Below are 15392 nucleotides of genomic sequence, written 5' to 3'. Positions count from 1 at the left end.
CATGAATACCAGCCAGTATCAAGTCTGGCCAAGATCTGTGGCGAGCGGGCTTGCCCGCGCTGGGGTGCGAAGCGCCCCTAAAATCGCTGATCACGGTGCATCAGGTAGACCGTGGTGCCTGGTTTTACGGCTGCTTCGCAGCTGAGCGCGGCGGTGCGGCGTTCCGACAAGCCCGCTCGCCACAATGAAAGTCGCGTCTACCTGAAGCCTTACTTAACTCGCCGACACCGGGGTGTGCCCGAAAGCCTGCTGCAACGCCACCCCCGCGCCAATCAGCCCGGAATACGGGGCCGTCACCAGCCACACCGGGATGCCCTTGAAGTAATCGCTCATGCAGCCCTTGTCAGCGAAACTCCTGGCAAACCCGCTGTTGATGAAAAAATCGGCAAACCGTGGGATCACCCCACCGACGATATACACCCCGCCGCGCGCGCCCGTGGTCAGGACGTTGTTGCCCGCCACCCGACCCAGCCAGCAACTGAACTGCTCCAGCACTTCGCGGGCAATCGGATCGCCCGCCAGACCGGCCGCGGTAATCGACTCCGGGGTTTCCAGTACCGGCACATGCCCATCCACCGCGCAGATCGCCCGGTACACCCGTGGCAAACCGCTTCCACTCAAGGCGGTCTCGGCACTGACATGCCCGATTTCACTGTGGATATGCTGCCAGAGCTGGGTTTCACGCAGGCTGCTCAGGGGCAGGTCGACATGCCCGCCTTCCCCCGGCAAGGCCATGAAGTGCTGCTCGCCCAGGTGCAACAAAGTACCGACGCCAAGCCCGGTGCCGGGACCGATCACCACCGCCGGACGCAACGGCTCCGGCGTGCCTTCGCAGACCACACGGTAATCACCCGGCTCAAGCCGGGTCATGCCCAGGGCCATGGCGGAAAAGTCGTTGACCAGCAACAGCTCGTCGACCTGCAAGGTTTCGCAGAACGCCCGGCGGCTCAGCCGCCAGTGGTTATTGGTGAAGCGAAACTCATCGCCGCCCACCGGACCGGCCACCGACAGGCACACCGCGCCGACCGATCCCAACGCCAGGCCGAGGCCGTCGAGGTAGACCTTGATGGCCTCCTCGGGGCTGGCATGATCGACGGTCGCCAGGATCTTCACCGAATCCAGGGCATTGTTCTTCCACAGCGCGAACCGCGCGTTGGTCCCACCAATGTCGCCTACCAACGCCAACTTCATTCAAGGTGCTCCAGGGCCGAGGTGAACGCGCTGGCGCCCTGCTCCGCCGAGCTGAAGGCCATGCGCATGAAGCCGAAGAGTTCACGGCCACAGCCGATATTATTGCCCAACAGGCCGACCGCGGGCTCGCGCGCGGCGAATTCGGCGTCATCCACCAGCACCCGCAAGGTGCCCTTGACCCCGTCCACGCGAATCACATCGCCATCGCGGACCCGCGCCAGCGCCCCGCCGACATGGGCTTCGGGGCAGACATGGATAGCCGCCGGAATCTTGCCCGAGGCCCCGGACATGCGGCCGTCAGTAACCAGCGCGACCTTGAAGCCACGGTCCTGCAATACGCCAAGGAACGGGGTCATCTTGTGCAGTTCGGGCATGCCGTTGGAGCGCGGCCCCTGGAAGCGCATCACCGCGACGAAGTCCTTCTCCAGCAAGCCGGCCTTGAACGCATCAGCCAGGTCCTGCTGGTCCTGGAACACCACCGCCGGTGCTTCGACGATCTGGTGCTCGAGGGCCACCGCGGAGACTTTCATCACCCCACGCCCAAGGTTGCCTTCCATCACCCGCAGGCCACCTTCGGCGGAGAAAGCACGGGCCACGGGGCGCAGGATGTTTTCATCAAGGCTTTCGATCGGACCGTCGCGCCACACCAGCTCGCCGTCCTGCAGGAACGGCTCCTGGGTGTAGCGGCTCAGGCCGTGGCCGGCGACGGTATTCACGTCTTCGTGCAACAGGCCGGCTTCCAGCAGTTCGCGGATCAGGAAGGCCATGCCCCCCGCCGCCTGGAAGTGGTTGATATCGGCCTTGCCGTTCGGATAGACGTGGGACAGGGTCGGCACCACCTCGGAGAGGTCGGCCATATCCTGCCAGGTCAACTGGATACCGGCCGCCTGGGCAATCGCCGGCATGTGCAGGGTATGGTTGGTGGAGCCGCCGGTGGCGTGCAGGGCGACGATCGAGTTGACCAGCGAACGCTCGTCTACAATCTCACCCAGGGGCGTGAAGCTGCCGCTCTGTTTGGTCAGGCGGGTGATCTGGTGCGCCGCTTCGCGGGTCAGGGCATCACGCAGCGGGGTATTCGGGTTGACGAAGGACGAGCCAGGCAAGTGCAGGCCCATGACTTCCATCAGCAACTGGTTGGTGTTGGCGGTGCCGTAGAAGGTGCAGGTGCCGGGGCTGTGGTAGGACTTCATTTCCGACTCCAACAGCTCCTCGCGGCTGGCCTTGCCTTCGGCATAGCGCTGGCGCACATCGGCTTTTTCCTTGTTGGAAATCCCCGAGACCATCGGTCCGCCGGGGACGAAGATGGTCGGCAGGTGGCCGAAGCGCAAGGCGCCCATCAACAGGCCGGGCACGATCTTGTCGCAGATGCCGAGCATCATCGCCGCATCGAACATGTTGTGCGACAGGGCCACGGCGGTGGACATCGCGATCACTTCGCGGCTGGCGATGCCCAGCTCCATGCCCGGCTCACCCTGGGTCACGCCATCGCACATGGCCGGCACGCCACCGGCGAACTGGCCGACCGAGCCGATTTCGCGCAGGGCGTGCTTGATCTGTTGCGGATAGGTCTCGTAAGGCTGGTGCGCGGAGAGCATGTCGTTATAGGACGAAACGATCGCCACGTTGGCGGCGTTCATCAGACGCAGGTTCTGCTTGTCGTCGCTGCCGCAGCCGGCCACGCCGTGGGCGAAGTTCGCGCATTGCAGCTTGCCGCGCATCGGGCCATCACTGGCGGCACCGCGAATCAGTGCCAGATACGCCTGGCGAGTGGCGTGGCTACGGGCGACAAGCCGTTCGGTGACCTCAAGAACGCGGGGATGCATGTGTAGAACTCCAGGCTAACGGATGTGGCGACCTGTGGTTCCAAGCTGACCGAAAGCCTCGTACGACGGGGCTTTTCAATCATCCGGACCCGTTGATCCAGGTCACTCGTTGTAGATAAAACAAAATATTGCCATTAAAAAGGCTTGTTTTCTATTTTTATGCGAATAATCTTGTAATTCCAACAACAAAACTATGACAGGCGCTTCCCTAAATGACTCTACGAATCGCAATCAACGGTTTTGGCCGCATCGGCCGCAACGTACTGCGTGCACTCTATACCCAAGGTTACCGCCAGGACCTGCAGGTCGTCGCCATCAACGACCTGGGCGACAGCGCCATCAATGCGCACCTGCTCAAGTACGACACGGTTCACGGCACCTTCGATGCCAGCGTAGAACATGACAATGAAAGCCTGACCGTCAACGGCGACCGCATCTCGGTCAGCGCGATCCGCAATCCGGCCGAACTGCCCTGGGCCGCCGAGAAGATCGACGTAGTGTTCGAATGCACCGGTCTGTTCACCGACCGTGCCAAGGCTGCCGCGCACCTGACTGCCGGCGCCCGCAAAGTGATTATTTCCGCACCGGCCAAAGGCGCCGATGCCACCGTGGTGTACGGGGTCAACCATGACATCCTGCGCCAATCGCACCAGATCATCTCCAACGCGTCGTGCACCACCAACTGCCTGGCCCCGGTGGCCCAGGTGCTGCACCGCGAACTGGGTATCGAAAGTGGCCTGATGACCACCATCCATGCCTACACCAACGACCAGAACCTGACCGACGTCTACCACACCGACCCGTACCGCGCGCGTTCGGCGACCCAGAACATGATCCCGAGCAAGACCGGCGCCGCCGAAGCCGTGGGCCTGGTGCTGCCGGAACTGGCGGGCAAGCTGACCGGCATGGCCGTGCGCGTGCCGGTGATCAATGTGTCGCTGGTGGACCTGACCGTGCAGCTCAAGCGCGAGGCCACGGCTGAAGAAGTCAACGCCCTGCTCAAGGAAGCCAGCCAGCATTCGAAGATCCTGGGTTACAACACCCTGCCGCTGGTTTCCAGCGACTTCAACCACAACCCGCTGTCGTCGATCTTCGACGCCAACCACACCAAGGCCAGCGGCAAGCTGCTCAAGGTCCTGGCCTGGTACGACAACGAGTGGGGTTTCTCCAACCGCATGCTGGATAACTGCCTGGCGCTATGCAACGCCGAATAAATGCGGAACGAGGAACAGGTGTGGAGCAGGAACCGATGATAGGGATCAGCTTTACCCAGGCCACCATGGCGGCGCGCAAGCGCATCGCCCTGGTGGCCCATGACCATTGCAAAGTGTTCTTGCTGGACTGGGCCGAGCGCCAGAAAGACCGCCTGGCTCAGCATGAGCTCGTGGCCACGGGCACCACGGGGTTGTTGCTGAACAAGCGCCTGGGGCTGGCGGTGGAAAGCATGATCAGCGGCCCATTGGGCGGCGACCAGCAACTGGGTGCCCGCATCGCCGAACAGCGGGTGGACATGCTGGTATTCTTCTGGGATCCGTTCGAGCCGCAGCCTCATGACCCGGATATCAAGGCCTTGCTGCGGGTCGCGGCGGTGTGGAATATTCCCGTGGCCTGTAATGAGTGCACCGCCGACTACCTGCTCAGCAGCCCGATGATGGAACAGGCCCATGAGTATCGGGTGCCGGATTATGAGGCGTATCTGGCGGCACGGCGCTAGCCCCGGCCGGCAGACTGAACACGATCCGTCGTGGACCTTGGCTTGTCGGCACACCCCATCGCAGCAAAGGCGCCCGTGAGATCGCCAAAAGCTTCGCGGGCAAGCCCTGCTCCTACAGTGCGTCGTCGTGCCGCAATTTTGTACATGACACAAAACTGTAGGAGCAGGGCTTGCCCGCGAAGGGGCCCTCGAGTCTTGCGCAGCCCAAACGAACACCATTGCTACGATGCGGCGTCCCGGCAAGCCACCGGGTTAGGTTCTCGGCGAGATTTCGCGATGAAACACCGATTTTGTGGGAGCTGGCTTGCCAGCGATAGCGGTGGTGAATGTGACATAGCCATCGCCGGCAAGCCAGCTCCCACAAAGGCAGGGCACGACGATATTTCGGTGGTGGAACCCTGACCTAATGTGGGAGCGGTGCTTGCCCGCGAAGAGGCCCGTGAGAACGCCAAAAGCTTCTCGGCGGTGCAGCGATCCGACAAGCTCCGCTCCCACTGGGACTGTGTTCAACCGCCCCCATCGGGTGGACAACATTGCACCTTTGCGGACTTTTCCGCTTTCGCCTATCGACCGCCCAACGAAGGTGACCCGGGATCAGTTGCACGCGAACCTTCCAGCAGCGCATCCACCACCGCACGCGCCACCTCCACCGAATGCAGCATGCCCCAGAACAGCGCCCGTTCGACGGGGTTGATATGCAGGCTGATTTCATCGCCATTGAGCTCCGCCGTTTCGAGCAGATTCGAAACGTAGGTCAACGCATCCTGGGCACTGATGCCCGGTTGAATGGCAAATAGTGTGGGCTTGTATGAGGCTTCGGGGATGACCGGTTTGGAGCAGGTGAACGCGAGGGTATCGAGCAAACGGGGTGTACTTGCCGGAAGTCGTTCGGTCTCATGGGCGGGATCATCAGAGACTTTACGAAGATACTTCTCTTTCTCGGCCGTGCTGGGTGCTTTACGGGTGAGAGGCGAATCGGAGATGGTTTTCTTTGTCATGGTGACGCTCCTTAAACCGCTTTCGCGGCGTTGTGCGCCTTTGCTTAACTCCGGGCTGCAAACCCCGTACCGCTGAGTTTTCAGCGACGACCAAATCTAGCGCTCACCTTTTGCGCCTGCAATCTTCTCCCACCTCCGCAGACAGTAGGAAATATCAGATATTTTCGAAATCCATTTAGCCACTCTGTAGGAGCAAGACACCAACGGCGAAATACATTAGGACTTGACCCACAAGGTAGATGATAAGCATTATCATTCGCTTGCAATCGGTCCGGAGCTTCCGTGAGTCAGTCCCACTTCAATAGTGTCTTCCTCGCCCAGCGTGTCACACTGCTGCGGACCTTGCAGCGCATGGTCAACAACCCCAGCACCGCCGAGGACCTGCTGCAGGAAACCTACCTGCGGGTCACCCGCGCCCTGAACGAACGCCCGGTGGATCACCTCGAGCCCTTTGTCTTCCAGACCGCCCGTAACCTGGCGCTGGACCATCTGCGTGCGCTGCGTATCCAGTCGCGCACCCTGATAGACGACGTGCCGCTGGACGTGATGCAAAATATCGCCGCGCCCCTGAGCACGGCGGAAGACGCCGCCCATGCCGAACAGATGCTCAAGCGCCTGAGCGTCAGCCTCGGCCAGTTGAGTGCCCGCCAGCAGCAGATATTCATCCTCAGCCGTCTCCATGGGCGAAGCTACCAGGAGATCGCCGACGAGCTCGACGTGTCCCTGAGCACCGTGCAAAAAGAACTCAAGCTGATCATGGCGATCTGTGTCGGTGTGGCCGAACGCCTGGATCGCCCTTAAGCTCTGGCGCCTGAGCGCGTGGACAGTCCGCGCAAAAGCACTACAGCGGTATCGCGGCAAATCATAAGATCGTTGAACCAGACCGTGGCAAACGCGCCGAGGAACACCCGTGACAGACAGCCAAGACCTGCCCTCCTCCGCCTCCGGGCCGGTGCCCCATGACGCAGCCATGGACCAGGCACTGGACTGGCTGATCCTGATGGAGTGCCCGAGCGCCGAGCAGCAGGCCGCCTTCGACACCTGGCTGGCCGCCGACCCGCGCCATGCCCAGGCCTATGCCCGCGCCAGCGGCGCCTGGAACGCGCCGCCTGTGTTCGCCGCCGCCCAGGTCCTGCAAAAACGGCGGCGCCCGTCACTGCTGCGACACCTGCGCCCACACTGGAAACCCCTGGCCACCGCCGCCGTGCTGCTGATCGCCATCGGCAGCTACAGCAATCTGCCCCTGCGCCTGCAGGCCGATCACCTGACCGTGGCCGGCGAGCGCCAGCATCTGCAACTCGAAGACGGTTCGAAAGTCCTGCTCAATACCAATTCGGCGTTCTCCAGCAACTTCAGCGGCCGCCAGCACAAGGCCCGGCTGTACAAGGGCGAGGCCTTCTTCGAGGTCGCCGCCGAGCGCGAACACCCTCTGGAAGTCGATGCCGGACCGATCCGTGCCAGTGTCAGCGACACCAGCTTTGCCGTGCGTTACCTCGACGGCGAAGCCCAGGTGCAAGTCCAGCGCGGCGATGTCGACCTGCGCACCCTCGACGACAGCGCCCGCCTGCGCCTGTCCGCCGGCAACAGTGTAAAGGTCGGGCCCCATGGCTTCGGGCGCCCGGAAAAACTCGATGCGCAGAAGGACCTGGCCTGGGTCCAGGGCCGCCTGGTGTTCGAAAATTGCCCGGTGGGCCAGGTCCTGGCCGAGCTGCGGCGCTATTACCCCGGCTGGATCGTCAACAACAACGAGCACCTGGCCCAGGTTGCCGTCACCGGCAACTACCGTCTGGACAAACCCCTGGACGTGGTCCGCTCCCTGGCCCAGATCACGTCCGCCAAGGTTTCGGAGTACCCGGCGCTGGTGATTCTCAACTGAGAACAATTATTTTTACGCGATAGCACTCGATGATTCGTCTCGTTATAGCCAATGCAAGTGATTCGCATTTTAAATCACGCAGCGCCTATAACGATTCGTCCACCCGGGAGCGCTATCGATGCCCACTCGTTTTACCTCCAAGACCCGCACTGGCGGCCTGCAATAATGCACCCTGTCCTTGCTGACCGCAGCCATCCTGCTGGCCGGTGCACAAGCAACGCCAGTGCTGGCCGCCGGTAGCGCCGAACAACCGGCCAGGAGCCTGGGCAATTACAGTTTCTCGATCGCGCAACAACCCCTGGTCTCGGCGCTCAACGCCTTCACTTCGATCACCGGCTGGCAGGTCGGCTTGCCCGCCGAACTCGGCCAGGGCGTGGCCTCGCCGGGCGTACGCGGCGCACTGCCGCCGGAAAAGGCCCTTGAGCGCCTGCTGGTCGGCACCAACCTGAGCTACCGCAAAGTCGGCGACAACAGCATCGTCCTGGAAAAACGCGCCAGCGGCAGCACCCTGAACCTGGAGCAGGTGACCATCAGCGCCACCCGCCAGGAGCAGGACGTCAACTCGGTGCCCAATACCGTGACGGTGAAGGGTCGCCAGCAACTCGACCGCCAGAACGTCAACACCCTCAAGCAACTGGTGCGGGACGAACCCGGTGTCTCGGTCGGCGGTACCGGCCAGCGTGGCGGTGGCATCAGCAACTACAACATTCGCGGCATCGACGGCGACCGGATCCTGACCCAGGTCGACGGCGTCGAGATTCCCGACAGTTTCTTCAACGGACCCTACGCCAACACCCAGCGCAATTACGTCGATCCGGAAATCGTCAAGCGCGTGGAGATCCTCCGCGGCCCGGCCTCGGTGCTCTACGGCAGCAACGCCATCGGCGGCGCCGTGAGCTACTACACCCTCGACCCGGACGACATCATCAAGCCGGGCCAGGACGTCGGCGCCCGCCTGAAGAGCGGCTACAGTTCCGTCGATGACAGCTGGCTGACCTCCGGCACCGTCGCCGGCCGCAGCGGTGATTTCGACGGTTTGCTGCACCTGAGCCAGCGCAACGGACGCCAGACCGAGTCCTATGGCGATACCGGCGGTGACGGCCTGAACCGCACCGCCGCGAACCCGGAGAAAGCCCGTGCCACCAACGTATTGGCCAAGCTCGGCTGGAACTACCACGACGACTCGCGCCTGGGCCTGACCTACGAGCGCTACAAGGACTCAGTCGATACCAACCAGCGCAGCGCCGTCGGCGGCCCGTTCAACGTCGGACAGCCGCTGGGCATGTACCGCTCGCGCACCGGCAACGACACCATCAGTCGTGAACGCTTCGGCATCGAGAACAGCTTCGGCCTGGACAACGCCGTGGCCGATCACGTCAAGCTGAGCCTGAACTACCAGATCGCCAAGACCGACCAGAGCACCCTGGAAAACTACTTCCCGTTCACTCGTAACGTCCTGCGCAGCCGCGATACGGTCTACGAAGAAAAGCAGTGGGTCTTCGATGCCCAGGCCGACAAGGCCTTCAATATCGGTGCAACCGATCACCTGCTGACCTACGGCACCACCATCAAGCAGCAGGAAATCACCGGTTCGCGCAGCGGTTCCGGGGTCTGTCTGGCCGTGGGCCGGGGCTGTACCGCCGTGGGCGCCGACAGTCCGTCCGATCGCCTGGTCAAGTCCAGCGACTTCCCGGACCCGACCATCGACAGTTACAGCCTGTTCGCCCAGGACCAGATCAGTTGGAACCAATGGACCTTCCTGCCGGGTCTGCGCTATGACTACACCCAGCTCAAGCCGCATATCACCCAGGAGTTCATCAACACCATCGCCGCGGCGGGCGGCGGCGCCGTCGACGGTTCCAACAAGACCTGGCATCGCGTCTCGCCCAAGTTCGGCCTGACCTACGCCCTGAGCGACCAGTACACCTGGTACGGCCAGTACGCCGAAGGTTTCCGCACCCCGTCGGCCAAGGCCTTGTACGGTCGTTTCCAGAACCTGAGCACTGGCTATCAGGTCGCGCCCAACCCGAACCTGCAACCGGAAAAGAGCAAGAGCTACGAGACCGGCCTGCACGGCAAGTTCGACGCCGGGTCCTTTGATCTGGCGGTGTTCTACAACCAGTACCGCGACTTCATCAATGAAGACGCCATCGCCCCCGGCTACAGCGAGCTGACCTTCCAGACCAACAACATCCGGCACGCCACCATCAAGGGTGCCGAGCTCAAGGGTCGTCTCAACCTGGATGCCTTCGGTGCGCCGCAGGGTCTCTACAGCAAGGGCTCCCTGGCCTATGCCTACGGTCGCAACAACGACACCGGGCAGCCACTCAACAGTGTCAACCCGCTCACCGCCGTCATGGGCCTGGGCTACGACCAGGACAACTACGGCGGCCTGTTGAGCTGGACCCTGGTGCAACGCAAGAACAGCGTCGACAGCAGCAACTTCTTCTCGCCGGACGGCAAGGGCGAGCAGTTCAAGACCCCGGGATATGGCCTGCTGGACCTGACCGGCTACTACAGGGTCACCCATGACATCACCGTCAATGCCGGTCTCTACAACCTGGCCGACAAGAAGTACTGGAACTGGGATGACGTACGCGGCTACGACAGCGTCGGCGAAGCCGGTGTGCTGAACCCGGCCAACCTTGAGCGCCTGACCGCGCCGGGGCGCAACTTCTCGGTCAACCTGATCTGGGATATCTGATCAAGCCGCACCTCACCCGGGCGGACTTCACCGCGCGGGGTGAGTTTTTTTACTGTCGCGCGTCTTCTGATTCGTCTAGTCAAACAGCGTTTCTCATTCTCAAGGACATTGTCATGACCACCCCGGACAACACCCAGCGCCCGAGCCTGCGCTCGCAACGCCTGAACCAGATCACCCACGCGCCACATGCCAAGCTCGACCAGTTGGTCAAGGCCCATGCGCCGTTCGAAACCCAGGCGAATTTCGCCCGTTTCGTGGTCGCCCAGTACCTGTTCCAGGCCGAGTTGGTGGCGCTGTACAACGATCCCGAACTGATCGCCATCGTTCCTGATCTGGCCGCACGTTGCCGCGCTGAAGCGGCCAGGGCCGACCTGGCCGACCTGGACACCGAAGTCCCGGCGCCGCTGGCCGGTGCCGTGCACAACCCGAGCAAGGCCGAGGCCCTGGGCTGGCTCTTCGTTTCCGAGGGCTCCAAGCTCGGCGCCGCGTTCCTGATCAAGCGCGCCGAGGGCCTGGGTCTCAGCGAAACCTTTGGTGCCCGTCACCTGGGCGAACCGGCCGGCGGCCGCGCCGAAGGCTGGAAGCGTTTCACCAGGACCCTCGACGGCCTGGAGCTGAGTGCCGAAGAAGAAGCAGAGGCGGAGAAAGGTGCGATTGACGCGTTCCTGCGCTTCACCCTGTTGCTGGAACAGGCTTACGCCACGGCGCCGGAACTGGCCTGATCAGGCGCCAGATGAAACCTTGTGGCGAGCGGTTACCGCGATATACCCGATGCTACGCGGTCGCAGGTTTTAGGGTTGCTTCGCACCCAGCGCGGGCAAGCCCTGATGCCGTTCAGTCAAGGTGAGTGGGACATTGAAAACGCCACGCCACTGTGGGAGCGGAGCTTGCCCGCGAAGCTTTAAGCGGTCTCAAGGCCCCCTTCGCGAGCAAGCTCAGCTCCCACAGTGACCGTGTTCGGCCTTGATTGAACGGCACCAGCGCAAAACCCGCTCGCCACAAAACTCGTTCGGCTCAAGATCACGTAGAACATGACTAGCCATACAGGACACCAAGACTTGAGCCAATTCGCTCAGCACACCACAATTGACGCCATGACCCAGCCAAAACCCTCCTCCTCGAAACTCGCCCGCGTGCTCTTCGGCCTGCTCGCCTACGTCAGCCTGGGCATCGGCCTGGTCGCCATTGTCATTCCCGGCCTGCCGACCACCGAGTTCATCCTGCTGGCCGCCTGGGCCGCCACCAAGAGTTCGCCGCGCCTGAGCGCCTGGCTGGAAAACCATCGGTTGTTCGGCCCGATCCTGAACAACTGGCGCAACGGCAAGATCATCGCCCGCCGGGCCAAGGTCAGCGCCACTGTGAGCATGTTGCTTTGTGCCACGCTGATGCTGGTGATGCTCGAACACGGCTGGCCGGTGTACCTGGCGATCGCCGGGATGAGCCTGGGCAACCTGTGGATCTGGTCGCGCCCGGAGCGGCTTGCCGTGCCCGACGCGTCCTGACACTCATTCGGCTCCTCCAGAATTCCGGCCCCGGCAATAAGCCCCGGCTCCCAGAATGCTGCCCGAGATCGACAACCGGCGGTATTTCAGGTGCAATGGCCATTCTCTCGGAGGGCCTTCGATGACCGATCTACTGACGTCCATTCAAGCCGCACTCGACCTACCCCTCATGCCCCCGCTGTTCACCGGCAGCGGCGTTCTACCCTCGACTTTTGCCGTCACCGAACTGGCCGGCGCCAGCCTCGCCGGCGCCGGCCAGGCGGTGGCCGAACTGCTGCTGCAACAGAGCGGACAGCGCCCCGCCGTCGAAGTCGACCGGCGCCTGGCCTCGCTCTGGTTCGGCACGGCGGTACAGCCCGTAGGCTGGGAAATCCCACCCCCCTGGGACCCGCTTGCCGGCGACTACGCCGGCACCGACGGCTGGATCCGCCTGCACACCAACGCCCCGCACCACCGCCGCGCCGCCGAACGCGTCCTGGGGCTGGCCACTGATCGCAACGCCATGGCCAGCAAGGTTGCCCAATGGTCCGCCGAGGAACTGGAGCAGGCGGTGGTCGAGGCCGGTGGCTGCGCCGCGCAAATGCGCTCATGGGCGACCTGGAAAGAACATCCCCAAGGACTCGCGGTCAATGCCGAACCGCTGGTCCAGCGCGTCACCCATGACAGCCACGGCTCACGTACCTGGCTGGGCTCGCAGGCCCGCCCGCTGGCCGGCATCAAGGTCCTCGACCTGACCCGCGTACTCGCCGGTCCCGTGGCCAGCCGCCTGCTGGCGGGACTGGGCGCCGAAGTGCTGCGCATCGACCCGCCGAGCTGGGACGAGCCGGCCCTGACGCCAGACGTAACCCTGGGCAAGCACTGCGCCCGCCTGAACCTGCATGACGCCGCTGACCGCGAGGTCTTCGAAGGCTTGCTCGGCGGCGCCGATATCCTCCTGCACGGCTACCGCGCCGATGCACTCGATGGACTCGGCTACGACGCCCGACGGCGCCAGCGCCTGGCCCCGGGACTGATCGATGTGAGCCTGAACGCCTATGGCTGGAGCGGACCGTGGCGCAATCGCCGGGGCTTTGACAGCCTGGTGCAGATGAGCAGCGGTATCGCCCAGGCCGGCATGCTCTGGAAACAGGCGGACCAGCCCGTACCGTTGCCGGTGCAAGCGCTGGACCATGGCACCGGTTACCTGATGGCGGCCGCGGCGATCCGCGCGCTGACCGAACGTTTGCACAGCGGACTGGGCGGCTCGGCGCGCCTGTCGCTGGCCCGTACGGCGAAGTTGTTGGTGGAACAGGGGGCGGTCAATGGGACCGAAGCGCTGTTGCCCATCGGAGTGCAAGACTGGAATCCGCTGCTGGAACAGACCTCCTGGGGGCCGGCGCAGCGTTTGCGGTCGCCGCTGAAGGTCGGGGCAATGCCGTTGCAATGGGCCTGTGCTGCTACGAAGCTGGGGGCTCATCCACCGCAGTGGTGGTGAATTCGAAATCGCTTTCGCGGGCAAGCCCTGCGCCTGCGGTTTGCGTGAAACCGAAAGCTTATGTACGACGTCAAACTGCAGGTGCAGGGCTTGCCCGCGAAGAGGCCCTGGAGATCGCCGACCACCTCAAGATCAGCTTGAGATCGGCATCCCCCCTCTCGCCCCTTCCAGGACAACCAGCACGCCGAGTCGCCATGCCCGGATCGGCCCCGGTATATCAACGCCCTCAATCACTTAATTGTTTCAATATTTAACAAAAGAATAATTGTCCACTCGATGGATTATCCAGTGTGCCACTACGTTTATTCGACAGGGCTGACAAAGATAAGCGCTCAAGACCGATAACGCCTATAAAACCCGCTCGACTCGATGATTGTGCGGGCTGTTTCCAATAAGTCGAACGCGTTTGAAAAAGTGCTATCAGACATTTGCACAATCCACCGGATTGGCTGGTTCACCCCCCCCCGCAGAAATACGAAGCATTCCCTTCAACTCTCACCAGACCGCTCTAGGACAGGCGTCTCAAGGCACAGACCCGCGTATCCGCGCGCCCCCAAGTCGTTCATAAGCAACGGAATGTGCCCATGATCTGATCTATATCATTTTTCGTTTTTACCCCTGACCTACCCTATCGCCTCAACGCCCATGGATCGGAGTCATGCAATGTCTGAAACACCCGGAAAACTGCGATTAGGCGCGCTGGTCGCTCTTGTGGTGGGTTCAATGATCGGTGGCGGTATCTTTTCCCTGCCGCAGAACATGGCCGCCAGTGCCGATGTCGGCGCAGTCCTGATCGGCTGGGCGATTACCGCCGTGGGCATGTTGACCCTGGCCTTCGTGTTCCAGACCCTGGCCAATCGCAAGCCGGAGCTGGACGGCGGGGTCTACGCCTACGCCAAGGCCGGTTTCGGCGACTACATGGGTTTCTCGTCCGCCTGGGGCTACTGGATCAGTGCCTGGTTGGGCAACGTCGGCTACTTCGTCCTGCTGTTCAGCACCCTGGGTTACTTCTTCCCGGTGTTTGGCGAGGGCAATACCGTGGCCGCCGTTGTCGGCGCCTCGCTGCTGCTGTGGGCCGTACACTGGCTGGTCCTGCGCGGCATCAAGGAAGCGGCGTTCATCAACCTGGTCACCACCGTCGCCAAGGTCGTGCCACTGCTGCTGTTCGTGCTGATCGCGCTGTTCGCCTTCAAGCTGGATATCTTCAGCGCCGATATCTGGGGCCTGAAGAACCCGGGCCTGGGCAGCGTCATGAACCAGGTGCGCAACATGATGCTGGTCACCGTCTGGGTGTTCATCGGCATCGAGGGCGCGAGCATCTTCTCCGCCCGCGCGGAACAACGTTCGGATGTGGGCAAGGCCACGGTCATCGGTTTTATCACCGTGCTGCTGTTCCTGGTGCTGGTCAACGTCCTGTCCCTGGGCATCATGACCCAGCCGGAACTGGCGAAACTGCAGAACCCGTCCATGGCCGCCGTGCTCGAACACGTGGTCGGCCACTGGGGCGCGGTGCTGATCAGCGTCGGCCTGGTCATCTCGCTGCTCGGCGCCCTGCTGTCCTGGGTACTGCTGTGCGCGGAGATCATGTTCGCCGCCGCCAAGGACCACACCATGCCGGAGTTCCTGCGCCGGGAAAACGCCAACCAGGTACCGGCCAACGCCCTCTGGCTGACCAACGCCATGGTGCAGATCTTCCTGGTCATCACGCTGTTTTCCGCCAGTACCTACCTGTCGCTGATCTACCTCGCCACCTCGATGATCCTGGTGCCCTACCTCTGGTCGGCGGCCTATGCCGTGCTGCTGGCGGTGCGTGGCGAAAGTTATGAACAGGCCCCCGGCGAACGCCGCAAAGACCTGGTCATCGGCGCCATCGCCCTGGTCTATGCGATCTGGCTGCTGTACGCCGGTGGCGTCAAGTACCTGCTGCTCTCCGCCCTGCTCTACGCCCCCGGCGCGATCCTGTTCGCCCAGGCCAAGCGCGAGCTGGGCAAAGCGATTTTCACCCCTGTCGAGAAGCTGATTTTCGCCGCGGTGGTCATCGGCGCCCTGGTGGCTGCCTATGGCCTGTACGACGGCTTCCTGACCCTTTGACACCCTGATTGTTACGCTC

The 15392-nt window shown here is 62.8% G+C and carries 12 protein-coding genes; 9 read left to right on the top strand and 3 right to left on the bottom strand.

The features are described 5' to 3' along the window. Window positions 1–213: 213 nt before the first annotated feature. The gene (locus M5B96_RS13925; RefSeq protein ID WP_248797233.1) at window positions 214–1191 is read right to left on the bottom strand and encodes a glucokinase; all 978 of its coding nucleotides are present in this window, start codon (window positions 1189–1191) and stop codon (window positions 214–216) included. Beyond that, window positions 1188–3014, bottom strand: a complete 1827-nt coding sequence (edd, locus tag M5B96_RS13920) for a phosphogluconate dehydratase (protein ID WP_248797232.1) — start codon at window positions 3012–3014, stop codon at window positions 1188–1190. Before edd ends, M5B96_RS13925 begins: the two co-directional genes overlap by 4 nt. A 212-nt stretch (window positions 3015–3226) precedes the next feature. Between edd and gap the strand changes: the two genes are divergently transcribed. Together gap and M5B96_RS13910 are read left to right on the top strand one after the other, a co-directional pair. Continuing rightward, complete coding sequence (gene gap / locus M5B96_RS13915) at window positions 3227–4228, top strand: type I glyceraldehyde-3-phosphate dehydrogenase (protein WP_103494206.1); 1002 nt, start codon at window positions 3227–3229, stop codon at window positions 4226–4228. A gap of 35 nt (window positions 4229–4263) precedes the next feature. Next, window positions 4264–4728, top strand: coding sequence for a methylglyoxal synthase (locus M5B96_RS13910; RefSeq protein ID WP_100944170.1), 465 nt, complete (start codon window positions 4264–4266; stop codon window positions 4726–4728). Between the two features lie 563 nt (window positions 4729–5291). Here M5B96_RS13910 and M5B96_RS13905 read toward each other — a convergent pair. Continuing rightward, entirely contained in the window at window positions 5292–5726 is a 435-nt protein-coding gene (locus M5B96_RS13905; RefSeq protein ID WP_248797231.1) for a hypothetical protein, read from the bottom strand. Window positions 5727–6008: 282 nt separating this feature from the next. Here M5B96_RS13905 and M5B96_RS13900 point away from each other — a divergent pair, with 282 nt between their 5' ends. From M5B96_RS13900 to arcD, 7 genes are all read left to right on the top strand, one after another. Next, window positions 6009–6527 carry an RNA polymerase sigma factor gene (locus M5B96_RS13900; protein ID WP_248797230.1) on the top strand — a complete coding sequence of 173 codons (519 nt, stop codon included), beginning with the start codon at window positions 6009–6011 and terminating at the stop codon, window positions 6525–6527. Between the two features lie 109 nt (window positions 6528–6636). After that, entirely contained in the window at window positions 6637–7602 is a 966-nt protein-coding gene (locus M5B96_RS13895; RefSeq protein WP_412548606.1) for a FecR family protein, read from the top strand. A 172-nt stretch (window positions 7603–7774) separates the two neighbouring features. Continuing rightward, complete coding sequence (locus M5B96_RS13890) at window positions 7775–10306, top strand: TonB-dependent receptor (protein ID WP_263859576.1); 2532 nt, start codon at window positions 7775–7777, stop codon at window positions 10304–10306. A 113-nt stretch (window positions 10307–10419) separates the two neighbouring features. After that, entirely contained in the window at window positions 10420–11028 is a 609-nt protein-coding gene (locus M5B96_RS13885; RefSeq protein ID WP_248797229.1) for a biliverdin-producing heme oxygenase, read from the top strand. Window positions 11029–11400: 372 nt separating this feature from the next. Further along, window positions 11401–11808, top strand: a complete 408-nt coding sequence (locus tag M5B96_RS13880) for a YbaN family protein (protein WP_248797328.1) — start codon at window positions 11401–11403, stop codon at window positions 11806–11808. A 121-nt stretch (window positions 11809–11929) separates the two neighbouring features. Further along, entirely contained in the window at window positions 11930–13282 is a 1353-nt protein-coding gene (locus M5B96_RS13875) for a CoA transferase (protein WP_248797228.1), read from the top strand. Window positions 13283–13945: 663 nt separating this feature from the next. Further along, window positions 13946–15373: an arginine-ornithine antiporter gene (gene arcD / locus M5B96_RS13870; RefSeq protein WP_248797227.1), complete on the top strand. Its 1428-nt coding sequence runs from the start codon at window positions 13946–13948 to the stop codon at window positions 15371–15373. Window positions 15374–15392 lie beyond the last annotated feature (19 nt).

The sequence above is a fragment of the Pseudomonas sp. MWU13-2105 genome, assembly GCF_023242315.1.
In the GTDB taxonomy this organism is placed as follows: Bacteria; Pseudomonadota; Gammaproteobacteria; order Pseudomonadales; family Pseudomonadaceae; genus Aquipseudomonas.
The sequence above is the reverse complement of the archived record's forward strand: the minus strand, read 5'-3'. Positions and strand labels throughout refer to the sequence as shown.